25 protein-coding genes are annotated in these 22,890 nt (G+C 38.6%); 17 read left to right on the forward strand and 8 right to left on the reverse strand.

Annotated elements, in window-relative coordinates; all coding sequences use genetic code 11:
• Positions 1-32 precede the first annotated feature (32 nt).
• The 10 genes from ccmA to I6F40_RS09795 are packed head-to-tail and all read left to right on the forward strand — an operon-like array spanning position 33 to position 7,750.
• On the forward strand, positions 33-653 hold the full coding sequence (gene ccmA / locus I6F40_RS09750) for a cytochrome c biogenesis heme-transporting ATPase CcmA (protein ID WP_166376936.1): 621 nt from the start codon (positions 33-35) through the stop codon (positions 651-653).
• The gene (ccmB, locus tag I6F40_RS09755) at positions 653-1,339 is read left to right on the forward strand and encodes a heme exporter protein CcmB (RefSeq protein ID WP_002959286.1); all 687 of its coding nucleotides are present in this window, start codon (positions 653-655) and stop codon (positions 1,337-1,339) included. Before ccmA ends, ccmB begins: the two co-directional genes overlap by 1 nt.
• Complete coding sequence (locus tag I6F40_RS09760; protein ID WP_007585844.1) at positions 1,339-2,076, forward strand: heme ABC transporter permease; 738 nt, start codon at positions 1,339-1,341, stop codon at positions 2,074-2,076. Before ccmB ends, I6F40_RS09760 begins: the two co-directional genes overlap by 1 nt.
• Before the next feature lie 2 nt (positions 2,077-2,078).
• Positions 2,079-2,282 carry a heme exporter protein CcmD gene (ccmD, locus tag I6F40_RS09765; protein WP_166376937.1) on the forward strand — a complete coding sequence of 68 codons (204 nt, stop codon included), beginning with the start codon at positions 2,079-2,081 and terminating at the stop codon, positions 2,280-2,282.
• Positions 2,279-2,758, forward strand: a complete 480-nt coding sequence (ccmE, locus tag I6F40_RS09770; RefSeq protein ID WP_166376938.1) for a cytochrome c maturation protein CcmE — start codon at positions 2,279-2,281, stop codon at positions 2,756-2,758. Before ccmD ends, ccmE begins: the two co-directional genes overlap by 4 nt.
• Positions 2,759-2,760: 2 nt before the next feature.
• Positions 2,761-4,731: a heme lyase CcmF/NrfE family subunit gene (locus I6F40_RS09775; protein ID WP_166376939.1), complete on the forward strand. Its 1,971-nt coding sequence runs from the start codon at positions 2,761-2,763 to the stop codon at positions 4,729-4,731.
• Positions 4,728-5,297, forward strand: a complete 570-nt coding sequence (locus I6F40_RS09780; protein ID WP_007585852.1) for a redoxin family protein — start codon at positions 4,728-4,730, stop codon at positions 5,295-5,297. The genes I6F40_RS09775 and I6F40_RS09780 overlap by 4 nt, the downstream gene beginning before the upstream one ends.
• A complete protein-coding gene (locus tag I6F40_RS09785) occupies positions 5,297-5,758 on the forward strand; it encodes a cytochrome c-type biogenesis protein (protein WP_165739534.1) in 462 nt (153 codons plus the stop codon). The genes I6F40_RS09780 and I6F40_RS09785 overlap by 1 nt, the downstream gene beginning before the upstream one ends.
• Positions 5,759-7,009 carry a c-type cytochrome biogenesis protein CcmI gene (ccmI, locus tag I6F40_RS09790; protein WP_166376940.1) on the forward strand — a complete coding sequence of 417 codons (1,251 nt, stop codon included), beginning with the start codon at positions 5,759-5,761 and terminating at the stop codon, positions 7,007-7,009.
• A 9-nt stretch (positions 7,010-7,018) separates the two neighbouring features.
• Positions 7,019-7,750, forward strand: coding sequence for an MlaA family lipoprotein (locus I6F40_RS09795; RefSeq protein ID WP_007585858.1), 732 nt, complete (start codon positions 7,019-7,021; stop codon positions 7,748-7,750).
• 262 nt (positions 7,751-8,012) lie between these two features.
• Here I6F40_RS09795 and I6F40_RS09800 read toward each other — a convergent pair whose 3' ends face one another.
• A complete protein-coding gene (locus tag I6F40_RS09800; RefSeq protein WP_197192839.1) occupies positions 8,013-9,239 on the reverse strand; it encodes an EAL and HDOD domain-containing protein in 1,227 nt (408 codons plus the stop codon).
• A 332-nt stretch (positions 9,240-9,571) separates the two neighbouring features.
• Here I6F40_RS09800 and putP point away from each other — a divergent pair, with 332 nt between their 5' ends.
• Positions 9,572-11,050 (forward strand): sodium/proline symporter PutP, encoded by a 1,479-nt coding sequence (gene putP, locus I6F40_RS09805; RefSeq protein ID WP_101217622.1) that lies wholly within the window; start codon positions 9,572-9,574, stop codon positions 11,048-11,050.
• Positions 11,051-11,325: 275 nt separating this feature from the next.
• Here putP and I6F40_RS09810 read toward each other — a convergent pair whose 3' ends face one another.
• The gene (locus I6F40_RS09810) at positions 11,326-11,643 is read right to left on the reverse strand and encodes a YebG family protein (RefSeq protein WP_007584105.1); all 318 of its coding nucleotides are present in this window, start codon (positions 11,641-11,643) and stop codon (positions 11,326-11,328) included.
• A 311-nt stretch (positions 11,644-11,954) separates the two neighbouring features.
• Between I6F40_RS09810 and I6F40_RS09815 the strand changes: the two genes are divergently transcribed.
• Complete coding sequence (locus tag I6F40_RS09815) at positions 11,955-12,251, forward strand: ComEA family DNA-binding protein (protein ID WP_166376942.1); 297 nt, start codon at positions 11,955-11,957, stop codon at positions 12,249-12,251.
• Between the two features lie 24 nt (positions 12,252-12,275).
• Here I6F40_RS09815 and I6F40_RS09820 read toward each other — a convergent pair whose 3' ends face one another.
• Both I6F40_RS09820 and dsbB read right to left on the reverse strand, forming a co-directional pair.
• On the reverse strand, positions 12,276-12,578 hold the full coding sequence (locus I6F40_RS09820) for a DUF6170 family protein (RefSeq protein ID WP_166376943.1): 303 nt from the start codon (positions 12,576-12,578) through the stop codon (positions 12,276-12,278).
• A 1-nt stretch (position 12,579) separates the two neighbouring features.
• Entirely contained in the window at positions 12,580-13,098 is a 519-nt protein-coding gene (dsbB, locus tag I6F40_RS09825; protein ID WP_166376944.1) for a disulfide bond formation protein DsbB, read from the reverse strand.
• A 544-nt stretch (positions 13,099-13,642) separates the two neighbouring features.
• Here dsbB and fadR point away from each other — a divergent pair.
• Positions 13,643-14,356 (forward strand): fatty acid metabolism transcriptional regulator FadR, encoded by a 714-nt coding sequence (gene fadR, locus I6F40_RS09830; RefSeq protein ID WP_004335692.1) that lies wholly within the window; start codon positions 13,643-13,645, stop codon positions 14,354-14,356.
• A gap of 364 nt (positions 14,357-14,720) precedes the next feature.
• Complete coding sequence (locus tag I6F40_RS09835) at positions 14,721-15,326, forward strand: peroxiredoxin (RefSeq protein ID WP_007378637.1); 606 nt, start codon at positions 14,721-14,723, stop codon at positions 15,324-15,326.
• A 59-nt stretch (positions 15,327-15,385) separates the two neighbouring features.
• Here I6F40_RS09835 and I6F40_RS09840 read toward each other — a convergent pair whose 3' ends face one another.
• Complete coding sequence (locus I6F40_RS09840; protein WP_166376945.1) at positions 15,386-17,977, reverse strand: TonB-dependent receptor; 2,592 nt, start codon at positions 17,975-17,977, stop codon at positions 15,386-15,388.
• Between the two features lie 586 nt (positions 17,978-18,563).
• Entirely contained in the window at positions 18,564-19,043 is a 480-nt protein-coding gene (gene smpB / locus I6F40_RS09845) for an SsrA-binding protein SmpB (RefSeq protein WP_007584119.1), read from the reverse strand.
• A gap of 146 nt (positions 19,044-19,189) precedes the next feature.
• Between smpB and I6F40_RS09850 the strand changes: the two genes are divergently transcribed.
• Positions 19,190-19,630, forward strand: a complete 441-nt coding sequence (locus I6F40_RS09850; protein ID WP_166376946.1) for a type II toxin-antitoxin system RatA family toxin — start codon at positions 19,190-19,192, stop codon at positions 19,628-19,630.
• Positions 19,627-19,950 carry an RnfH family protein gene (locus tag I6F40_RS09855; protein ID WP_007584122.1) on the forward strand — a complete coding sequence of 108 codons (324 nt, stop codon included), beginning with the start codon at positions 19,627-19,629 and terminating at the stop codon, positions 19,948-19,950. Before I6F40_RS09850 ends, I6F40_RS09855 begins: the two co-directional genes overlap by 4 nt.
• A 133-nt stretch (positions 19,951-20,083) precedes the next feature.
• Here I6F40_RS09855 and I6F40_RS09860 read toward each other — a convergent pair whose 3' ends face one another.
• The gene (locus tag I6F40_RS09860; protein ID WP_166376947.1) at positions 20,084-20,443 is read right to left on the reverse strand and encodes an outer membrane protein assembly factor BamE; all 360 of its coding nucleotides are present in this window, start codon (positions 20,441-20,443) and stop codon (positions 20,084-20,086) included.
• 107 nt (positions 20,444-20,550) lie between these two features.
• Between I6F40_RS09860 and I6F40_RS09865 the strand changes: the two genes are divergently transcribed.
• On the forward strand, positions 20,551-20,880 hold the full coding sequence (locus I6F40_RS09865) for a GIY-YIG nuclease family protein (RefSeq protein ID WP_166376948.1): 330 nt from the start codon (positions 20,551-20,553) through the stop codon (positions 20,878-20,880).
• 88 nt (positions 20,881-20,968) lie between these two features.
• Here the strand turns inward: I6F40_RS09865 and I6F40_RS09870 are convergent, their stop codons facing one another.
• Complete coding sequence (locus I6F40_RS09870; protein WP_166376949.1) at positions 20,969-22,888, reverse strand: methyl-accepting chemotaxis protein; 1,920 nt, start codon at positions 22,886-22,888, stop codon at positions 20,969-20,971.
• Between the last annotated feature and the right edge of the window lie 2 nt (positions 22,889-22,890).

The following is a 22,890-nucleotide window of genomic DNA, read 5'->3' on the forward strand; positions in this document are numbered from 1 at the left end:
ACGCCTAATTTTTGGCAGAGAGAATCGTCATCTTGTTATACATTAAGTCCGTCACCTGCATCAAGCAAGATCGTTGTTTGTTTGCGGATCTTAATTTTAGCCTTAATAGCGGTCAAATCATGCAATTAGCGGGTCCTAATGGGGCAGGTAAAACATCGCTATTGCGTATTATCGCTGGCTTTTCTGCGCCTGACGAAGGGGCTGTATTATTTCAAGAACAGCCTATATCTAAGTATTACGAAGAGTATGCCAGAGAACTACTCTTTATAGGCCATAAAACAGGCGTAAACACTCAGCTTAGTGCAGTTGAAAATGTTCGTCATTGGTTACAAATTAATGGCTACATGAATCAGCCTGACTTGTATCCTATTTTAGCGCAACTTGGCCTTGTTGGACTTGAAGATGTACCAGTTAGAATGTTATCTGCTGGGCAACAACGACGTGTGGCTTTGGTAAGGCTTTGGTTAAGTGATGCTAAATTATGGGTACTTGATGAGCCATTTACCGCGCTTGATAAAAGCGGTGTTGCTTTTTTGCAGCGGCGATTTACTGAACACTTACAAAGCGGTGGTGCTATTTTATTAACGACTCACCAAGACTTAACGACCCATTTTAGTAACTTGCAAACGGTTACACTGGAGTATCGCCACTAATGACTCGTCAACATTCTTATTGGTTGCTATTCAGTGCGGTATTTACCAAAGATGTAAAACTTGCGTTTCGCCAGCGCGCTGAAATTGTAAATCCTATTTTGTTCTTCTTAATTGTAATTTCATTATTTCCGTTAGCAATCGGGCCTGAGCCTGGTTTACTAGCGAGAATGGCACCGGGAATTATTTGGGTTGCCGCATTACTCTCTACCATGTTGGGCTTGGATAAGCTGTTTAGAGATGATTTTAATGATGGCTCATTGGAGCAGCTAATTGCATCGTCTTACCCGTTATCGTTAACCGTACTTGCTAAGGTGGCTGCTCACTGGGTGGTAACAGGTTTACCGCTTGTATTAATGACGCCGCTATTTGCATTGTTGTTAAACCTAGAAAGTACGGCGTTAACAGCAACTGTTTTAACATTATTATTAGGCACTCCACTATTGAGCTTTATTGGCGCAATAGGCGCAGGGCTTACTGTGGGATTACAAAAAGGGGGTATTTTGATGAGTTTACTCGTATTGCCTTTGTATATTCCTGTTTTGATTTTTGCAACGTCGGCTATCGATACCAGCACCATGTCGCTGGATTATAGTGGGCAGCTTGCCATCCTTGGTGCAATGTTACTTATTGCTATTATTAGCGCACCAATTGCCATATCGTCAGCTTTAAAAGTGAGTGTAAGTTAATGTGGAAGTGGTTACATCCCTATGCTAAAGCAGAGCGTGCATACCAGTTATGCAATACGTTACTGCCTTATTTTGCCGTAGTTACCGTAGTTAGTATGATTGTTGGATGGGTATGGGGGCTTGGTTTTGCACCTGCTGATTACCAACAAAAAGACAGCTACCGTATCATTTTTATTCATGTTCCTTCCGCCATTTTGTCTATGGGGGCTTACTCATCAATGGCTATTGCAGCTGTTGTTGCACTTGTATGGCAACTACGAAATGCCGAACTTGCCGTTATTGCTATAGCGCCTGTTGGTGCTTGTATTACTGCTATAGCGCTTATTACTGGCGCTGCTTGGGGCAAACCTATGTGGGGCGCTTGGTGGGTATGGGATGCGCGTTTAACGTCTGAACTTATTTTATTATTTTTATATCTTGGCGTGCTTTCGCTTTACCATGCATTTGAAGATAAGAAGTCAGCAGGGCGTGCGGCTTCTATTTTAGCGATTGTGGGCGTAATTAACTTACCTATTATTCATTACTCAGTTGAGTGGTGGAATACGCTACACCAAGGCGCAAGCATTACAAAACTAGATACTAAAGCAATAGACCCAAGTATGTTTTGGCCTCTTATGGTTAATATTTTAGCCTTTGCTGCTTTTGTAGGAACAGTGACTTTAATTCGTCTTAAAAATGAAATTTTGCAACGCGAAAAGCACCGACCGTGGGTGCGTTTGTTGTTAAATAAGGGGTAATTATGCAGTTCGACTCTTTTTCTGATTTTATTGCAATGGGAGGCTACGGGTTTTATATCTGGCTTTCTTTTGGTACATGCGCTCTTATTTTACTTGGTATTTTAATGAACTCTTTAAGAGATACCAAACGTATTATGGCTTCAGTAGAGCAACAAATAATACGTGAAGCGCGAATTAAAAAAGCTAAACAGGAACAAGCCTCATGAATCCAAGACGTAAAAAGCGCCTATTGGTAATTATTGCCGTACTGTTTGGTATTGGTGGATCAATTGGTTTAGTGCTTTATGCACTTCAAGAAAATATTAATCTTTTTTATACGCCAAGCGAACTTATTGATGGCAAAGGGCCTAATAAAGAAAAACCATTCATTGGCCAAAAGCTACGAATTGGTGGCATGGTTGTACCAGGAACGGTTGAGCGTAATGAACAGAGCTTACAAGTAAGCTTTAAGCTAATTGATACAGGTCCATTAGTGACCGTGCGTTATCAAGGCATATTGCCAGACTTGTTTCGTGAGGGGCAAGGCATTGTAGCGCAGGGCGTATTAATCGAACCTAATATTATTGAAGCATTTGAAGTGCTTGCAAAGCATGACGAAGAATATATGCCAGCAGAAGTTGCAGAGGCAGTTAAAGGTATTAAGCACGAAAAACCAAAATACAACTTAGATAGTGGTAATTAGCTATGATCCCAGAAATTGGTTATTTTTCTTTAACGCTTTCCATGGTGCTAAGCGTTTTACTGTGTATTTTTCCTCTTTGGGGCGCGCATACCGGTAATCTTCGATTAATGCGCGCAGCTCCCTCTTTAGCAATTGGGCAATTCGCTTTTGTTTTAATCTCTTTTGCAGCACTTATTTACGCCAGTGTAACGGATGATTTTACCGTATCGTATGTGGCATATCATTCAAGTAGTACACTACCTTGGTATTACAAAATCACCTCTACGTGGGGCGGCCATGAAGGCGCTATTTTACTGTGGTTAGTAATGCAAGCTGGTTGGACTGCAGTTGTCGCTGCGCGTTCTAAATCATTACCTTGGGTGCTACGTGCTCGCGTATTGGGCGTACTTGGTTTTTTAGGTGTAGGTTTTATGATGTACACCTTACTACTTTCAAGCCCGTTTGAGCGCCTACTTCCTTATTTCCCTGTTGAAGGGCGTGATTTAAATCCGTTACTTCAAGATCCGGGCATGATTATTCACCCGCCATTATTGTACATGGGTTATGTAGGGCTATCAGTCGCTTTCTCTTTTGCTATTGCTGCGTTGTTAACCGGTAAGCTTGATAACACATGGGCTAAGTGGTCACGTCCGTGGACAATGACTGCATGGGGCTTTTTAACTCTAGGAATCACAATTGGTAGCTGGTGGGCATATTCAGAGCTTGGCTGGGGCGGCTGGTGGTTTTGGGATCCAGTCGAAAACGCATCATTAATGCCATGGCTTGTTGCAACAGCATTACTACACTCATTAAGCGTAACCGAAAAACGTGGTGTATTTAAATCGTGGACCGTACTACTTGCTATCGCAGCATTTTCATTAAGCTTGTTAGGCACCTTTATTGTGCGTTCGGGTATTATTGTATCGGTGCATGCTTTTGCTACAGACCCTGATCGTGGCTTATTTATACTCGCCTTTTTAGGCATTGTTGTAGGTGGTGGCTTAGCGTTATATGCACTGCGTGTATCACAAGTACATAGTGAAGGTCGATACAAGTTTGTATCACGCGAAGTGGCGTTATGGCTCAATAATATATTTTTAGTAGTTGCTACATTAATTGTATTGCTGGGTACGTTATTACCTATGGTTCATAAAGAAATGGGCCTGGGCAGTATTTCTATTGGCGAACCGTTTTTTAATAAGATGTTTGCAATAATTTTAGTCCCGTTTGCTATTTTGATGGGGATAGGACCATTTTTACGCTGGAAGCAAAATAAATGGGCTTTCTTACAAAACAAAATATTAATGGGCGTATTAGCCAGTGTAGTGATTACCTGTGCTTGGTTGTTTTCAAGTTACGATTTAGTAAAACCACTTACGCTACTAGCTACAACACTTGCGGTTTGGATTGCAATATCAACTGGCATCGACATTTACACTAAATCTGCTGTACACGGCACCTTAAAAGAAGGTTTAAAACGCTTAGGTGTAAGTTACTGGGCTATGGTGCTTGGGCATATTGGTATTTCGTTTGTTATTGCGGGTGTAACGCTTACATCGGCGTATTCAGTTGAGCGTGACGTATCGATGAAGCAAGGCGACACAGTTCAGCTTAACGAGTATGAATATCGTTTTGATGGTGTTAAAACTATTCGCGGGCCGAACTACAGTGGTCATGCTGGTGTTGTATCGGTGCTTAAAAACAATGAGCTAGTAACACGCTTACACGCCGAAAAACGTAAGTATGATATTGGTATGCAGTTTATGACCGAGGCGGCCATAGATGCAGGCTTTACACGTGATTTATACTTAGCGTTAGGTGAGCAGTTGAGCCAAGGTGCATGGTCACTTCGCATTTATCATAAACCGTTTGTTCGTTGGATGTGGATTGGCGGTGTGCTTATTTCCCTTGCTGGATTTATGATTTTATTTGATAAACGCTACCGCACATCAGCTAAAACAGCGCGTAGAGCTGCATCGGAGAATGTTTTATGAACCGTAAAATTTTAGCTATTGCGCCGCTTTTAGTATTTGCTTTTGTATGTGTATTTTTATACCAAGGCCTTTTTGCTAATCCTCGTGAAATTCAAACGGGTCGGTTAGGTCAAGAAATGCCAGCATTTAATCTACCTGATTTAATGCAAGACAATAAGCCGTGGACCAACGAGTCTTTAAAAGGCGAAGTTTACTTACTAAATGTATGGGGTACTTGGTGCCCAACATGTTTAGTTGAACTTGGTTATTTAACTAAGTTACGTGAGCAAGGCGTTAAAATTATTGGGCTTTATTACGTACAAGGTTACGACGCTGACTTTGATGGCCCGTTTGATATGCAATCACTTCGAACAGAAGTGAGCGATATGCTGCAACGTGCGGGTGACCCATATCAATTTAATATCTTGGATTTACATCGTACTTTGTCGTTGGATTTAGGTGTTTCGGGTGCGCCTGAAACATTTTTAGTCGATAAAAACGGCACTATTTTGTTGCATCACACGGGCGATATAAACCCGCGAGTATGGCGAGCTAAATTTGCGCCAATTATGCAGGAGCTTAAATAATGAAATGGTTACTACTTACGCTTAGCCTTTTTGTAAGCATCTGTGCGTTTGCAGAGCAAGATCGCTATCAATTTGATAACAACAAACAAGCAATATTGTTTGAAGAGCTAACTAAAGAGCTGCGCTGTCCTAAGTGTCAAAACCAAAACATTGCGGACTCTGACGCTGTGGTTGCTAAAGACTTGCGCGATAAAGTACTCGTATTGGTTAAAGAAGGTAAGAGCAAAGACGAAGTGATTGATTACATGATTGACCGCTTTGGCTATTTTGTTCATTACGACCCACCAGTTACACCAGCGACTTTAGTACTTTGGGTATTACCTGTGTTAATTGTCATAGTCGGCTTTGGTTTTATTGTTATTCGCCAGCGAAAAGCATCAGTAAAACAAACGTGGAGCAGTGACGACGAAATGCTGTTAGCTAAGCTAATTGAACAAAATAAACGTCAGGAGCAAAGTTAAATGATTTTAATGTGGGCGTGTTTTGCTTTACTCACACTGGTTGCTCTTGGGTTTGTGATGTTGCCTTTTTTAAAAAAAGAGCGCGTTCAAACAATTACTCATAACGCCAATGCTGAGCTAATTAGCATTTATGAGCAGCGTTTAGTTGATTTACAAACCGATTTAGATAATCAGCGTATTGATACCGTAAATCATGCAGAATCAATTATTGAATTAAAACGCCGTTTATTGAATGAGTTATCACCAGAAAAATCACTAAACAGCAAAGGTAATAATCGTATTTTTGCTTTAACTGGTGGCGCATTTGTTCTTGCTCTAACAGGTGTTTTTTATGGTTTAACGGGTAGTCAGCAGCAAATTTCGGCTTGGCATGATGCAATGGATAATTTAGCTGATTACGGCGAGCGTGCTGTAATGCAAAAAGGTGAGCCACTTAGCCAAAATGAGCTGCAGGCTTTTGCATTGGCACTTCGTACAAAGCTTAGCCGCTCAGGTGATGACGAAGTCGCTTGGATGCTACTTGGACGAGTTGCTATGTCGCTTAATGAATTTGACATGGCGCAGCAGTCATTTGATAAAGCACTACGTATGAATCCTGATAATATGCAGGTACTTATTAGTTATAGCCAAGTTTTATTATTAGAAGGCAGCGAAGCTAATATGACCCGTGCGGCAGGTATGCTCTCAAAAGTACTAAAAGTTGAGCCTACCAATTTAGATGCAATTTCGTTATTAGCACTCATTGCTTATGAACGTAAAGATTGGCCTCAAGCCAAAGCTGCATTTGAAGTTTTACTTGCGAGTATGGAAAAAAATGATTCTCGTTATAGCATGATCTCTGAGCGTATCGCTGATATAGAGAAGCAAATGCAAACGGATGGCTCTGTTATGCCAGTTACTACAACGGGTGCTATTGCAGTTACAGTCGACATTGCAAAAGAGCTTATAGATAAACAGCCAAAAGACGGTATCTTGTTTATATTTGCAAAAGCAGCAAGTGGTTCGCCAATGCCATTAGCTGCTGTTAAACTCGCTAATTATTCATTTCCAATTACAGTTGAGTTGAGTGATAGTAGTGCAATGGTTGCAGGACTTAACTTATCTAGCGCAGAAAATATTATTATTTCGGCGCGTATTTCTATAGATGACTCGGTTATGCCAAGTTCTGGTGAGCTAGAAGGTCATTCAGAGTCGTTAAAGCGTGAAAGTGTAAGTGACTACCAACTTCAAATTGATACATTAATACCTTAAGGACGTTAGATGTTAAAACACAGTTTTACTTTTTTATGTTTATTGATACTAGCCGGGTGTGCTCAAGTACCACAAAGCAAAGTAGATGACAGAGATCCGCTGCAAAGTATTAATCGTCCGTTATACGACTTTAATATGGATGTACTGGATGCTTATTTATTGCGCCCAGTTGCTGTAGGTTATGTTGAAGTAACGCCTGTACCGGTAAGAAACGGTATTGTTAATTTTACAGGTAATATTACAGCACCTGTCGATATGATTAATGCGGGTTTGCAAGGTAAGCCGGGTAATGCAAGTGTGAGCTTAGCGCGTTTTTTAGTTAACTCTACGGTTGGTATTTTTGGTATTTTTGATGTTGCCAGTTCACTTGGTCTTGAAATTGTAGATGAAGACTTTGGACAAACGTTAGGTGTATGGGGCGTGGGTGATGGCGCTTATTTAATGCTACCTGGCATGGGTCCTACAACAGCACGTAACCTGACCGGTGATGTAGTCGACAACTTTGTATTGCCTGAAGTTGCGCTAACGACTCCACAAACTATTCTAGTGTTTGTTTTAAAAGCCGTTGAGGCGCGTGCATCATTAATCCCACAAGAAGGGTTACTAAATGATTCACTTGATCCGTACTTATTTGTAAAAGATATTTACTTCCAGCGTCAAATTTATGAGCTGTACGATGGCAACCCACCTATAAAAGAAGAGCCAGCTGATTTTGATGAAGACTTTTTAGAAAGTTTATAATTGAAAAGCCACTCATAAAAACGCCAGCTAAATGCTGGCGTTTTTATTTGCTGTTTATATATTTAACCTGAAGTCTGGATAATAAATCTATCTCTAGCAGCTATTTTCAGCTCTAACTACGTTGAATTTACTTGCAAAAGGCCAACTATTGACGCGTAAGTTCGCCTTGTTTTCACTGAAAATCCCTGGCTAGAGAAAAATAAATTTAAATATCATTATGACTTAATATATTAGTAAATATCTTAACCAGAGTTCAGTTTTTTTATTTTTCGTTAACTACTAACTGTATTTGTTCATTAACCCAAGCTAGCGCTTCGTGATAGGCATCGGGAACTTTTTCTCCTAGGTTTAGCTCTTTCGTTAGTTCGTTTGCAGCTGACCAGTTTGCTTGTTCATAATACTTAACTAAGTTTAAATATTTTGCCAATAAGCCTTCGTCGTTTAATAGCGCTGCTTTTATATCATTAGAAAGTGGAAGCTTTTTCATCACGCTTTCCATACTCTCATCTAAAATAGCATCCATAAGAGACATCATACCGGTTAAAAATGCCATGCCGGTATCTTTAAATTGTCCATGAGATATAGCGAGTAGTTCAGCAAATCGAGCGCGCGTAAGCGATAGCCTAATTAGCTCTACAGGTTTGTCTGCTGATACTTGTGCTGCAAACAGTAATGACAATAGCTTTTTAATTTCATTGGCGCCAAGCACTATAAGAGCTTGCTTAATAGTACTTATTTCAGCCCGCTTAGTAAACGCTGCCGAATTTGAATATCTAAGTAACTTATAAGATAGATTTACATCACTCTCAAACACATTGGTGATTTTTCTAAGATCCATATCTGTGCTTGATGTTTCGTAAAGTAATTCTGCTAATGCTATTCCTGAAGGCGGTAGAGCTTTACTCTGTACCATTTCAGGTTTTGAGAAGAAAAACCCTTGAAAATAATCAAATCCAACTTCCAAAGTTTGTTGGTAAATTTCGTAGGTTTCTACTTTTTCAGCAAGTAACTTAATATGTAAATGTGGTTTTAAGTCGTTAAAAATAGCTTTTATTGTGTCCATATCATTAGTTAAAACGTCGATTTTGATAATATCAATGAATGGATAAAAGTGCTGCCATACAGGTTGGTGGATATAGTCATCAAGAGCGATTGTGTAACCTTTATCTTTTAAATCTTTAACGATAGCTAATAAACGCTTACCAGGCTGGATAGTTTCAAGTATTTCTACAACTATAGTGTCTTTACCCAATAATGTAGGGTAACCCTTTAATAGTGTTTCTAACGTGAAATTTATATAGGCAGGTTTGTTATCGGTTAAATCTTCTAAGCCAAAGTTAAACTGGCTACCCTCTATAAGTCGTGTTGTTGCTTCGTCACCATCTATATCAGGAAATACGTTATCAACACCATCACGGAATAAAAGCTCATACCCAATAAGCTTCTTATCTCTGTCTAAAATAGGTTGGCGTGCAGCGTAAAAATACATAAACAGTTCCGTAAAAGTAATGTAATTGATTATTGTAATAATATATGGGAAATGACTTGAAATAGCATTACGTATATTTGCATGATTAATAAATTATCATTATAAATTAAGGTGTTTCTTCTATTTAATTTATTATATTTTACCAATTCGCTTTAAAATTATTCAACATGAGTATTTTTATATCAGCTGGAAGCAACAAGTTGGAGATTTTATTGTTAGGCATGATATAGTCAGCGAGAATGGTTTTTATCCTAATAGTGTCTTTATTATAATATTTTAAGAGTCAATATTCGGATCAAGAGCCTGTTATTAATAATTATGCGGAGGCTAATTTGGAAACAGGAATGATTATTTCACTAGCATTATATTTTGTTGTAATGTTAGGTATCGGACTATATGCATATAAGCAATCTACTGGCGATGTATCAGGTTACATGTTAGGTGGACGAAATCTATCACCAAGTGTTGCTGCACTATCTGCAGGTGCATCTGACATGAGTGGCTGGATTTTAATGGGCCTACCTGGTGCGATGTTTGTTACTGGTTTTAGTAGTACATGGATAGCAATTGGTTTGGTGATTGGTGCTTGGTTAAATTACCTGTTAGTTGCACCTAGATTACGTGTGTACACTGAAAAAGCAAATGACTCTATAACAATCCCAGATTACTTCTCAAATCGCTTCAATGATAAGTCAAACTTATTACGTGTTGTATCAGCTGTTGTGATTATAGTCTTCTTTACTCTTTACACGTCATCTGGTGTTGTAGCCGGCGGAAAATTGTTTGAAAGCTCATTTGGTCTAAGTTATGAAGTGGGTTTATACATTACAACGGGTGTCGTTGTTTTATACACTTTGTTTGGTGGTTTTTTAGCGGTTAGCTTAACTGATTTCGTGCAAGGTTGTATTATGTTCATCGCACTGATTCTAGTGCCTACCGTTGCATACTCTTTACTTGAACAACCTCTGGAGTCTACTTTACATAGTGTAAATCCAGATATGCTTAACTGGATTGGAGCAGGCTCTGCATTAGGTATTATTTCTGCAATGGCATGGGGTTTAGGTTATTTTGGTCAACCACATATCATCGTTCGTTTTATGTCGGTACGTAGTGTTAAGGATATGCCTAAAGCTCGCCGTATTGGTATGACATGGATGATTGTTGCTGCCCTTGGTGCTGTTGGTACTGGTATATTTGGTGCTGCTTATACTTACGAAAATAATATTGTAGTTGAAGATCCTGAAACGATTTTCCTAATTCTTTCTGAGTTATTGTTCCATCCACTTATTGCTGGCTTTTTACTAGCTGCAATTTTGGCTGCTATCATGAGTACTATCTCATCACAATTGCTAGTAAGCTCAAGTTCATTGACTGAAGATTTATATAAAACATTTTTACGTAAAGATGCTAGCGACTTTGAATTAGTTACTGTTGGTCGAATTAGTGTTGCATTTGTTGCCCTGTTTGCAATTTATTTAGCGTACGACAGAGATAGCTCTATTTTAGACCTAGTAAGTAATGCATGGGCAGGCTTTGGTGCTGCTTTTGGACCACTTGTATTGTTTAGCCTTTATTGGAAACGTATGAATTTTGCTGGCGCCTTATCTGGTATGTTAGTAGGTGCGTTTACAGTGCTTGTTTGGATTTATGGTCCGTTTACTATTAATGGTGAAAGTTTAAGTAGCTTTATGTATGAAATAGTACCTGGCTTTATTTTAGCGAGTATCGCAATTGTTGTTGTTAGCTTAGTAACAAAAGAGCCAGAGCAAAACATCACTGCTTTATTTGATGAAGTAGAAAAAGAGCTTTAAATAGCAATTACTATTTATTTTAAAATGAGTAGTAAGTAATACCAATCCGCAATAATATTTAATCATTTTGCGGGGCTAAACGTGTTGCTACAGGCGTTAAAAAATTCTCATTTAGAACAGCTAAATATCGAATTTTTTGCCTAGTTATCAACACGTTTTTCCACCCTCAAAATAGATCACTTAATGAAGCGAATTGGTATAATAAAAAAGGGAGCAACTAAGTTGCTCCCTTTTTTATTTAGTTTGTCCCGTCCGAGGAGAGGGCAATCTACGAGTTAACTTGCTTTTTTATCGTTGTTATCTTCAATTGATGCAACGTTATCTGACTTTTTACTTTTCGCTGGCGCTTTGGTAACAACCGGATCTTTGCCGCCCTTCAATATGGTCATAAAGTCATCTTTGCTTTTCGCTATTTCTAAAGCAAGTGATTCAATTTGTTGCTCACTAAGCGGTACGTCTACCTTTTCTAGCATTAGCTCAAGTGATTCTGCTATATCGAGCATCTTGTCATAAGCATCAGCTTCTTTTTTGGTAGTAAACGTCATACGCTCGACTCCGTTTCGTTCTACAACATATTTAACAACAACAGCCATGATTTCTCCTGCAAAATTGCTTGGCACCGTGGTTTGTAAAAACCATTAGATTACTGTTTTTATGTACAGTAATGGTTTGTAAGTGAATTTGCAAGCGCGAAGTATTAATTTTTAAGAGTCAAATTTGACAAAAAACGGTAACTTTACTTTAGTTAAGAAATCACTAGTTGTACCAGCTGCATTTTCAGGATTTCGGATTATAGTGATAATGCGTTTAGATACACTTTAAGTGATGAGCTTTTCAGTTCCTTACTTTTTAGTTTTCCTGAGCAACATTCAAAATTAAGAAAAGAAGAATAGGGACAAGTTTAATGAAAACGTTAAAAAATTTATTCATAATAAGCTTATTATGCTTACTACCTGCAACTACCGTATACGCACAACTATCGGAAGTAACTAAGCAAATGTCTCAAGTTGAGACAATTAGTATAAATAATGCTGATGCAGGTATGCTTGCTAAGCTACCGGGTATAGGTAAGAAAAAAGCGCAGGCAATTGTGGATTACCGTGAAGAAAACGGCGAATTTAAAAGCGTCAGTGATTTATCGAAAGTTAAAGGAATTGGTAAAAAGCTATTAGCCAAATTAGAAGGGAAAATATCACTTTAAAGCGAGTAAGTAATAATCAGGGCGTTATACGCCCTGATTAAATTGTTTTAGCGCTTCGTTTAAGTGCTTTTTAGCAAAGTTAATTTCAATAGGTGTTGTTAATAGCGGATAGCAAAGCCCACCGAGTATTAAAAATGGGATTAATATCCAGCCTTTAAATACCGTAAATATTAAAAATAATGGGCTAAGTAACAATAATTTTATTATACGTAGTAACACTTTATCTGTTGGCGATAGCATATTTAAAGAAAGTGCTATTACGTCCTGACGCTTGCGTACTTTTAGGTGTTTAAGCTCATCTAATTGGCTTGAAAAAAATGTAAACATATCAAATCGACTTTTTAATTAATAAACGGCCAATAACTATAATAAATAGTGTTAGTGAGAAAATCCCAAATATAATTTCCATCCAAGCAGGCATGCTCAAACCAATAAATTGCCAATCTATATTTCCACAATCCCCGGTCGCCTGAAAAAAGCTAGGTATCCATTCATGTAACGGCATAAACGACGGGAAGTTCGGTTCAAACTCACAGCTAAATGCAAAAGGGTCTGTGGTGGTTTGCATATCAATATGCTCGCGAGCTATAAGGTATCCCCAAACACTCGATACACCCCAAATTACATACGCTAATGCACGAACTGCTTTGCTCTGTGGTTTAGTTGCACCTACAATTCCTGCGCCTAATAGGCCCAGTACAGCTGTACGTTGATATATGCACATTATGCAAGGTGCCAATCCCATTTGGTATTGAAAGAAAAGGGCGGTCGCTTCAAGTAAAAAAACGATAGCTGTAAATAAAAGCCACGGGGTACGTTGGGTGGGTAATTGCGCAAGCCAGTTCATAAAAATTCCGCGTTTAAATAAGACGTTAGATTATGACCTAGGATAATGTATGCGGCAACAAAAAGGAAAAAAAAGCTACCGAAGTCGCTTTTTATAAGATGAAATTTTTGACCACTCAATACAGCCTCAGCAGAGGTTACATGATGCTCTAGTTAGTTCCCATTTATACATAAGCTTAGTTATATCGCTTACTTATATCACATTGGTGCATTGCCAAATCAATTCTTTAAAGTTGCTGCTAGAACGCTCTGTTGCATAGGTGTTCCTTTTTAATGTACTTATGTGTATTAAGTTGATTCAGCTAAGTATGGTGTAAATACAAAACACCAACAATTACAATGTACCTACAGTGAATATTGCTCTGTATATTTATACATTGTAGCTATATTAGAGAAACCTAAATTTTATTATTTATTAATCTTTAATTTCTACTCATTTGCTTATTTATATACCTGACTTTACTTGTTAGTTATGCTTCGTCTGGTACAATCAGTCAGTTATTCGTGTAAAACGATGAGTGTTGATTAATTCGAGTGGGAACTGGATGAGAATTTTTAAAGCGAAAAGCCCAGCAGGATTTGCTGAAGAATATATAGTTGAATCTATTTGGAACGGCGATTTCCCTCCAGGTTCAATTCTACCTGCCGAGCGAGAACTTTCAGAGTTAATTGGTGTAACAAGAACGACCTTGAGAGAAGTATTACAGCGTTTAGCACGTGATGGTTGGTTAACAATTCAGCATGGTAAACCAACAAAAGTAAATAACTTTTGGGAGACATCTGGTTTAAATATTCTTGAAACACTAGCGCGCTTAGATGAAGACAAGATGCCAGAGCTGACAGATCAGCTTTTATCTGCACGTACTAATATTAGTGCTATTTATACACGTGCTGCAATTAAGTTAAATCCTGAACGTGTAATTGAAATTTTATCACAAAGTCATGAGCTAGAAGATACTGCGCAGGCATTTGCTGACTACGATTATAAAGTTCATCACGAATTAGCCGTTGCGGGTAATAACCGTATTTATGTATTAATACTCAACGGTTTTAGAGGCTTTTATTCAAAGATTGGTTGTCATTACTTCTCTGATGCCGGAACTCGTGAACTTGCTCGTCAGTTTTATAAAGATTTAACAATCTTGGCAGAAAATAAAGAGCACGATGGTGCTATTTCGATGATGCGTAAATACGGTCATCAAACAGGTGAAATTTGGCAAAAAATCCGTGGCGATATGCCCTCAGATATAATGGATTAAATCTAAACGAGAAACCTGCATTTGCAGGTTTTTTTGTATCTGTAAAAATTAATACCGCATTATATGAATTTTTAAACAATTTAATGTATTAACCCTTCTTCAGTAACGTCAAAATTTCTATCTAATTACAACGCAATTCACACTTAAAAATAGACCTATTATCCAAGCAGATTAGTGCAAGTTGTAAGTGTTCGTTATTTTCGATTGCTCACATCGTTAAATGCGATTGTTCTTTTGTAGTGAATAACTTTAGAATGCCAATTAATTATATGTGTGCGCTATTGGTTTTTAATTTTTAGCGCCCATATAAGTACCAGCATTGCGAAAGCAATTGAAAACAAACTCAAAATATTTGGAGAATAAAATGGGTGTATTAGTAGGCCGCCAGGCACCAGACTTTACCGCTGCAGCTGTTCTTGGTAACGGTGAAATTGTAGATAGCTATAACCTTCATGAAACAATTAAAGGTAAAAAAGCAGTTATCTTCTTTTACCCACTAGATTTCACGTTTGTATGTCCTTCTGAACTTATTGCATTTGATAAGCGTTTTGAAGAGTTTCAAAAGCGTGGCGTAGAAGTAATTGGTGTTTCTATCGATTCACAATTCTCACATAACGCATGGCGTAACACTGCTGTTGCAGACGGCGGTATTGGTAAAGTTCAATACGCACTAGTTGCAGATGTTAAACACGAAATTTGTAAAGCGTATGACGTTGAGCACCCAGAAGCGGGTGTTGCATTTCGTGGTTCATTCTTAATCGACGAAGAAGGCAATGTACGTCACCAAGTAGTGAACGATTTACCACTAGGTCGTAACATCGACGAAATGCTTCGCATGGTTGACGCGCTAGCGTTCCACACTGAGCACGGTGAAGTATGTCCTGCTGGTTGGACTGAAGGTAAAAAAGGTATGGACGCAAGCCCTGAAGGCGTTGCTAAGTTCTTATCTGAAAACGAAGGCGAGCTATAATTTAGCCCCTAGTTTTAAATAAAAAAACCGCCAATTGGCGGTTTTTTTGTGTCTTTTATTTAGAAAGAAAAGCTTACTTTAGTGTACAAGTAGCGACCACGAGGATTATGCACAGCTGATGCATAACCGTATAAATCGCCATCGCCATCACCAATTGCAAATGGTGGCTCTTCATCAAATAAGTTATTAACACCTAAAGATATCTTAGCTGACTCAGTAATACGGTACGACGTTTGTAAATCAACAAGCGTTTGCGAGTCAATCATACGTGAAGTATTGCTATCAAAGTCTAAATTGCCATCAAAGTCGATATCAGGCGTATCTTCAAATTCACCTACATAACTGATATTTACATTGGTGTTAAACTCACCAATTTCCCAGTTGGTTGAGAAAATAAAGCGATGCTCTGGGTAGCCATATTCACCCGTGTAATCACGACCATCTTTTTCAAACTTATCTTGATATGCCCACTCTAAATTAAATTTAAGTAAACCTAAGTCATCAAGAGAGTGGTTATAGTTTGCTGAAACATCAACACCAGACACTTCTTGCGATGATAAATTTTTAAATGTGCTGTGTATTTTTTGTATTGTGCCTAAGCTTGCACCGCCTGTAGGGGCTAAACGAACACATACGGTACTATTTTGGTTACCACATTCTGCAGCATAAATAGGACCAAATTCTTCTTCATCGATTTTGTTATCTTGAGTAATACTCCATACATCGACACTTAAACCAAACTCAGCTGTAGGTGCCCAGATAACGCCCACGTTCCATGATTCTGACTCTTCTGCTTGTAAATCAGGGTTACCAGAGAACTCAATATTGTAATCAAGTGCTTGGCAATCTAATCCTGTTTGTTCACAGCGCTGTGTATCAACAAAAAATTGGCTTTTTTGTGATGGACCTAAGCCTATTTGCGCTAATGAAGGCGCTCTAAAGCCTTGCGCCCAAGAACCACGAACCGTTACTTCATCAGTCGGTGCCCAGCGCAGAGCTATTTTTGGATTTGTAGTTGTACCAAAGTCGCTATAATCATCGTAACGACCGGCTAATTGTAGTTCGAGGTTTTCAGCAAGTGGGATTGAGAACTCAACATATGCAGCGTATTGTTCACGATCAGCAGAAGCTGATACTGATTCAGTACCAAATATTAAGCCACGTTGAAATTGATCATCAGGGATATCATTTACATCTTCTTCACGGTACTCAATACCGGCGGCCATCATTACAGCTTCGCCACCAAAACTAAACGCTTCACCTGTAATGTTAGCGTCAAAAGAGGTCATATGAGACTCACCGCGACGCACTAAGCTGGTTGTGATTCTGTCAATTACAGCTGGGTCGTTATATGTGCCACCGAATGGATTATAGTTACCGGCATCAATTTCTTGTTGTAAGAAATCGGTGCGTACCCAGCCTTGTGTACGATCGCCTGTTTGTAGTGATTTACTGCGACCTTTTTGTACCGCTGTCTCCCAGCTCCAATCGTTTATTTCGCCTTTTAACCCAGCAACAAAGCGTAAGGTGTCTGACTCAATGTCCCATTGTCGAGCGCCTGCATCTACTGTACGGTAACGACCAATTTGAATGTCTTCACCAAATGGATTGTTTGGATGATTAGCGGGTACCGTCAGGCCTGCATCTTCGTCAAGTGGTGTTGGTGCACCTGCAGCGACAGAACTGTTATGCTGAACAGCCATTTCTAAAAAGCCAGTAATACCGTTATCAAAGCGGTATTCAAATTGTGAAATAGCGCCTACACGCTCAGATGCTGGGGCAACATATCCATATGGGCCGTAATCAAATAAACAGCTACCACTTGAAGTTGCATTTTCAACAGGACAGGCAGGGTCGATTGTTTTAACGTCATCGACGATAAAGTAGCCTGGGAAACCTCGAGATGAACGGAAATCCTCACCACCATAAGGAGCTTGGTTTGCAGTACCAAGGCTACCCATTTCATCAGAAGAAAGAGAGGTGTTTTTAAAGTAATCAATGATAACTGACGCACTACTTTTTTCGCTTGTAGTACCCCAAACTATGCTTGCTGTTGTTTCTTCATAATTTGGACCATCTGTACCGCCATAGCCTAGGTTAATCTCAACACCATCAATATCTTTCTTTAAGATAACGTTAACTACACCCGCTACTGCATCAGAGCCATAGATAGCTGAAGCGCCATCTTTTAGTATATCGATACGTTCAATAGCAGAAACAGGAATACTGTTAATATCTACAAATGAGTTGGTGATACCTTCAGCAAAGGCACTAATTGATACACGGCGACCATTAATTAGTACCAGTGTTGCATCGGCTCCTAAGCCACGTAAGCTTACTGCAGCTGAACCGTTAGCGGTTGAATCTTGGTTGTTACCACGAGTAGAGAAAGTACCGCTACCTGCTACAGGCATTCTTTCTAGAAGTTGCTGTAAATTATCGTAACCCATGTTTTCGATTTCAGCTCTACCGATTGATTGCACCGGAGAAGGCCCTTCAATATCGGTTCGCTTAATACGAGAACCAGTAACCTGAATTCGCTCTACTTTTTTAGCTTCTTCAGCTGCGTAAGTTGTAGTTGTAAAACCTGCTGATAATGCGAGTGTTGCGCCCACAATAATACTCGGTGTAAATGCAGTTAATTGCTTCATCCTTAAGTCCTTGTTGATATATTATGAATTTATTTGCTTAACAAGCGCATGCATTAATATCATGTAACTTAAGTGTTAGCAATTGACTTGTTTTATGATTTAAGTATTGGTTTTAATGCTTTTTTGTGGGTTTTATGACCTTATTTATACTTTGTTTTCTAGGCGAAACTAAGCGTGAATAGGACATAGGGTTAATAATTGTTATATAGCTAGATGAAGCCATGTGTGGAATAGCTAATGATTAAAATAATTTGTAATAATTTATTTCTATAAATTAAAAAATTATGTTTGTTTTTCTGCTTTTAATTTATTTAATTATGAATACCAATTCGCAATAATACTTAAACAATTTGAGGGATTAAAGCTAATGCTAAAGGCGTTGAAAATTTTCTGATTTACGACTGCATAGATACAGGAGGTAGGATAATGCAGGAGCAATTGCTGAGAATGGCTAAATAACTAGTTTTGTCTTGTTATCGACACGATTTTCTTATTTCAAAGTAGATTACTTAATTAAGCGAATTGCTATTATTTGAATTTTTATATAGGTGAAATTAAAAACGCCTAATAAATTAGGCGTTTTTATTTATGCTTTATGCTTCATTAAGCGTTCTTTTTCACGCGACCAGTCTTTATCTTTACCGTCTTCGCGTTTGTCGTGTAATTTCTTACCTTTTGCCAAATGAAACTCAAGTTTTACCCAGCAGTTTTTCCAGTACATAGCTGTGGCTATTAAAGAATAGCCATCGCGTTCTGTTGCACCGAATAAACGGTCAAGTTCGCGTCTGCTTAATAGCAATTTACGATAACGTAGCGGGTCGCAAATTACATGGGTCGATGCACTTATAAGTGGCTGAATTTGACTGCCAAGTAAAAATGCTTCGCCATTTTTAAGATGAATATAAGTTTCAGTGATGTTCACCTTACCAGCTCGGATACTTTTAACTTCCCAGCCTTGTAGTTCAACACCCGCTTCAAACTTATCGTGTAAAAAATACTCATGTCGCGCTTTTTTGTTTAGCGCGATGGTATTACTTGTCGATTTTGATGAATTTTTCTTAGCCATAGTGCCCTATAATATACGTAATGTGAGATGTTTTACATCGATTTTTTTAATAATGCTTTTAAAATTAAGCTTTAATTTAAGCAGCATGAAAATTTGGGGAAACGCGCAAAGCTTGCTAAAATTCGCCCACACAGTTGGGAGTGAGTATGCCACAAATAGAAAAAAGTGCGCTGGTTATGTACAGCACTAAAGAGATGTTTGATCTAGTTAATGATGTAGAAGCTTATTCACAGTTTTTACCAAATTGCTCAGACTCAAAAATTGTTTCACAGCACGATAATAACATGACCGCGAGTTTAGAAATATCTAAGGCGGGTATAAAAAAGTGGTTTACCACCGAAAACACCTTTGTTGATGAACAAACCGTGTTACTGCGCCTTGTTGATGGTCCGTTTAAAACGTTAAAAGGGCGCTGGCATTTTCAAGAGCTTGACGCCAAAGCATGTAAGGTTCATTTGCAGCTAGAGTTTGAATTTTCAAGTAAGTTAATAGAGCTTGCCTTTGGGAAGATTTTTAACGATGTAGCAAAAAATATGGTGAGTGCATTTACTCAACGTGCAAAACAGGTTTATGGAGCGCGAGTATGATTAATGTTGAGGTGGTCTTTGCATTACCGACCACGGCCACGTGTTTATCAATTGAAGTGCCGCAAGGGACTACAGTCGAGCAAGCTGTTATTCAGTCGGGTATTATAGAAAAGTGCCCAGAAATAGATGCCACATCGCTAACATTAGGCGTGTGGAATCGAACTGTAAAAGCTAACTATGAATTAAAAGACGGTGACCGTATAGAAATATACCGTCCATTAATTGCAGATCCTAAAGATGCTCGCAGAAAACGTGCAGAAAAAGCCAAAGAAGAGGGGCGTGCTAATAAAATAACGGGTGGTCGCCCACTTGAGAAATAATGCCAATCGATATAAATCTCGAACAATTTAACAGATTAAATAACACGCTAACGTCGTTTAAAATGGTATACGATTTTTAAGTAAACCAGTAAAAAAGGTGAGTCATGCTCACCTTTTTTACTACCTGAGAAGTTTATTGCTCGAGCGGTGTAGTAAAGTTTTCAGGCTGGTCATAATCACCTGAGATTGAAACTAACTTTTCATTTTCAAAGTTAATCACCAGCTCTTTATGTTGCTCGTTTTTACGGCCTTTATTAAAGCTGTAAACATAGCGCCAAGTATTGTTATCAAAGGCGTCCTCGGCAATAGGTCTACCTAATACATAAACAACTTGCTCTCGGGTCATATTTACACGAAGTTTTTCAATATCCGATTGCTCTAAAAAGTTGCCTTGTGGGATGTTAATTCGGTATACCCAACTAGAGCAACCTGCTGCTGAGCTAAGTGTTAAAGCAACGATAAGCCAAAGAGAAAAAGTTTTTAACGACTGCATTGTTAGTTGTGATCCTTATTTTTTATAATCTGCATGATACCGATTAGTCACTGAAGGTAAAACCCTTTTAAGCAATTGTTTTATGTTAAGGGCGTTAAGGTAATGTTTTGACCACTAATAATGAAAAAAGTTTACAGCATATTGAAACGAATATTTTAAAAACTGAGTCTATTTGGTTTTTATATATAGTTGAAACACGATTTGGTCATTGGTACACAGGGATCACCACTAATGTTGAAAAGCGTTTTGCAACTCATCAAGCTGGCAAAGGGGCTAAAAACCTTAGAGGGAAAGGGCCTCTTTTACTTATCCACCATCAGCAAGTGGGCAATAAAAGTGAAGCAAGTAAGCTTGAGTATCAATTAAAAAAGCTCCCTAGAGCCAAAAAGGAAGCGTACGTTTCAGCATTTAATACCGGCGATAGCAAAAGCACTTAGTTTGTATAAATTAAGCATATTAGCTATGAGCAAAAACTATCTTCGAATATAGTTTTTGCTCATAGCAGGCGTGTAATGTTATAGCTGCTTAGCGGTGCTTTTCAAAGGTAGCTACAAGTGCATCAAGTGTTTGTGCGCTGTTTGCTAAGTCGCGAATGGCTTGCTCTGTATCGATTTGTTCACTCATTGCTTTATCGCTAATTTCGCTTATTTGCTCAATATTACGACTTACATCGGCAACCACATTACTTTGTTGCTCCGTTGCTGTCGCTATAAGCGTTGCCATATCGTTTATTTGATTTGCAGTTTCGGTTATTTCATCAAGTAATTCTACCGAGTTCTGCATAGCACCAACGCTTTGCTGAGCTTTATCTTTCGATTGACTAATATCGTTAACTACATCATCAGATATTCTCGTAAGCTCTTCAATCATAGATTGAATTTCGGTGGTTGATTGCGATGTACGGTTTGCCAGTGCACGTACTTCATCAGCAACAACAGCAAAACCGCGTCCGTGTTCGCCTGCGCGAGCAGATTCAATAGCCGCATTTAAAGCAAGTAGATTAGTTTGCTCCGAAATCCCTCTAATTGAGTCAACAATACTTGCTATATCTACAGTTTTTTTAGAAAGCAAAGTAACTTGCTCTGTTATGCCATCAATATCGCTGGCAAGAGCTGATATAGTTGCTTGGCTTTGGAGTACCTGTTTGTGGCTTTGAATAGTGCTTCCACGGCTACTATTGGTTAACTTAGCTGTATTTGCAGCACTTTGCGCTATCTCTTGCACAGTAGCGCCCATTTCGTTGATTGCTGCTGCGACAGATATTGTTTGTTCTTTTTGATTGTCTATTGCTTGAGAGTTTCGTTTTGCTTGTTCAAATACATGATCGGAGCTTTGGCGAATACCGCGGCTTTCGCTGGCAACCTGAGTAATCGCTGTTTCTATTTTATTAATAAACTGGTTAAAGCCATCACTTAGATTATTAAGCTCTGGCTGGCTTGATTCTGGTAAACGATACGCTAAGTTTGCATCGCCAGAACCTAAGCGTGAAAACAACTGAGCCATTTTAGAAAGTGGAGATGAGAGTGAACGAGCAAGTAAGTAACTAATCAAGCTAGCAACTAATGCTGTAATTACTGTAAAAGTAAAAATTTGCCATTGAAGGGTATTTACACTTGCGAAAACTTCACTTTTTGGTACTTGAGCTACAACATATAAATCGGTGTTTTTAACTGGGGTCGCAGCGACAAGAGTGGGTTCCCCATTTAAGTCAATTTCTTCTAGTGCAAAGCCATTACTATTAAATAGTTGGCTGTGAATGTTTGCAGTATATAAATCATCAATATTTATTTTAGCTACTTTACTGGCATCTTTATGGAGCTGAATTAATCCACTTTTATCAGCAATAAATACAAAGCCAGTTTTCTCAATTTTAAATTGCTGTAACAGCTTTTGCATATCTGTAATGCTTTTTGCAAGACCCGCTAAACCAGTGCCATTAGCCTGCTGATGATTTACAAACATTTTCACATCATTGGCTGACTCTTGATAAATACTGATAGAGTAAGGCTGTTTTGATTGCTTAAAAGCAAAGAACCAGCCATCGGCTGCATCGTTTTTTAACACACGCAAAAAACCATTTTGGTTCCAATACTGTGCAGTTTCTCTATTTGCCCAAGATGCGGTGGCTAAATCGTATTGCTGAGCCACGCGATTTAATTCTTTCAATAAAAAGGTGTCATCTTGATTGTTTGATTGAGCCCATTGTAAAACAAATTCGTTTGATGATAGTTGCTGAGCAGCACCGAGTAACTCGTTGATTTCACCGCCTACATGGTTACTGATTGTTTGAAGTTTGCTAGGTAACTCTGACTCAATCATACGTCGCTCAATAATATCCTTTGAGCTGTGTAGGGAAGTCAAACCAATCAGTGCGGCTACACATATAGCAATAACACTGCCTAAAGCTGTGATTTTTTGAGTAATAGAAAGGTTTTGTATCGTCATGA

This window comes from Pseudoalteromonas sp. SWXJ133, from assembly GCF_015864365.1.
Lineage (GTDB): Bacteria > Pseudomonadota > Gammaproteobacteria > Enterobacterales > Alteromonadaceae > Pseudoalteromonas > Pseudoalteromonas arctica.

Coding starts and splice junctions, on each gene's coding strand:
- ccmB (WP_002959286.1), top strand. CDS start 653: ATGACTCGTCAACATTCTTATTGGTTGCTATTCAGTGCGGTATTTACC.
- I6F40_RS09760 (WP_007585844.1), top strand. CDS start 1,339: ATGTGGAAGTGGTTACATCCCTATGCTAAAGCAGAGCGTGCATACCAG.
- ccmD (WP_166376937.1), top strand. CDS start 2,079: ATGCAGTTCGACTCTTTTTCTGATTTTATTGCAATGGGAGGCTACGGG.
- ccmE (WP_166376938.1), top strand. CDS start 2,279: ATGAATCCAAGACGTAAAAAGCGCCTATTGGTAATTATTGCCGTACTG.
- I6F40_RS09775 (WP_166376939.1), top strand. CDS start 2,761: ATGATCCCAGAAATTGGTTATTTTTCTTTAACGCTTTCCATGGTGCTA.
- I6F40_RS09780 (WP_007585852.1), top strand. CDS start 4,728: ATGAACCGTAAAATTTTAGCTATTGCGCCGCTTTTAGTATTTGCTTTT.
- I6F40_RS09785 (WP_165739534.1), top strand. CDS start 5,297: ATGAAATGGTTACTACTTACGCTTAGCCTTTTTGTAAGCATCTGTGCG.
- ccmI (WP_166376940.1), top strand. CDS start 5,759: ATGATTTTAATGTGGGCGTGTTTTGCTTTACTCACACTGGTTGCTCTT.
- I6F40_RS09795 (WP_007585858.1), top strand. CDS start 7,019: ATGTTAAAACACAGTTTTACTTTTTTATGTTTATTGATACTAGCCGGG.
- I6F40_RS09800 (WP_197192839.1), bottom strand. CDS start 9,239: ATGTATTTTTACGCTGCACGCCAACCTATTTTAGACAGAGATAAGAAG.
- I6F40_RS09810 (WP_007584105.1), bottom strand. CDS start 11,643: ATGGCTGTTGTTGTTAAATATGTTGTAGAACGAAACGGAGTCGAGCGT.
- I6F40_RS09815 (WP_166376942.1), top strand. CDS start 11,955: ATGAAAACGTTAAAAAATTTATTCATAATAAGCTTATTATGCTTACTA.
- I6F40_RS09820 (WP_166376943.1), bottom strand. CDS start 12,578: ATGTTTACATTTTTTTCAAGCCAATTAGATGAGCTTAAACACCTAAAA.
- dsbB (WP_166376944.1), bottom strand. CDS start 13,098: ATGAACTGGCTTGCGCAATTACCCACCCAACGTACCCCGTGGCTTTTA.
- fadR (WP_004335692.1), top strand. CDS start 13,643: ATGAGAATTTTTAAAGCGAAAAGCCCAGCAGGATTTGCTGAAGAATAT.
- I6F40_RS09835 (WP_007378637.1), top strand. CDS start 14,721: ATGGGTGTATTAGTAGGCCGCCAGGCACCAGACTTTACCGCTGCAGCT.
- I6F40_RS09840 (WP_166376945.1), bottom strand. CDS start 17,977: ATGAAGCAATTAACTGCATTTACACCGAGTATTATTGTGGGCGCAACA.
- smpB (WP_007584119.1), bottom strand. CDS start 19,043: ATGGCTAAGAAAAATTCATCAAAATCGACAAGTAATACCATCGCGCTA.
- I6F40_RS09850 (WP_166376946.1), top strand. CDS start 19,190: ATGCCACAAATAGAAAAAAGTGCGCTGGTTATGTACAGCACTAAAGAG.
- I6F40_RS09855 (WP_007584122.1), top strand. CDS start 19,627: ATGATTAATGTTGAGGTGGTCTTTGCATTACCGACCACGGCCACGTGT.
- I6F40_RS09860 (WP_166376947.1), bottom strand. CDS start 20,443: ATGCAGTCGTTAAAAACTTTTTCTCTTTGGCTTATCGTTGCTTTAACA.
- I6F40_RS09870 (WP_166376949.1), bottom strand. CDS start 22,888: ATGACGATACAAAACCTTTCTATTACTCAAAAAATCACAGCTTTAGGC.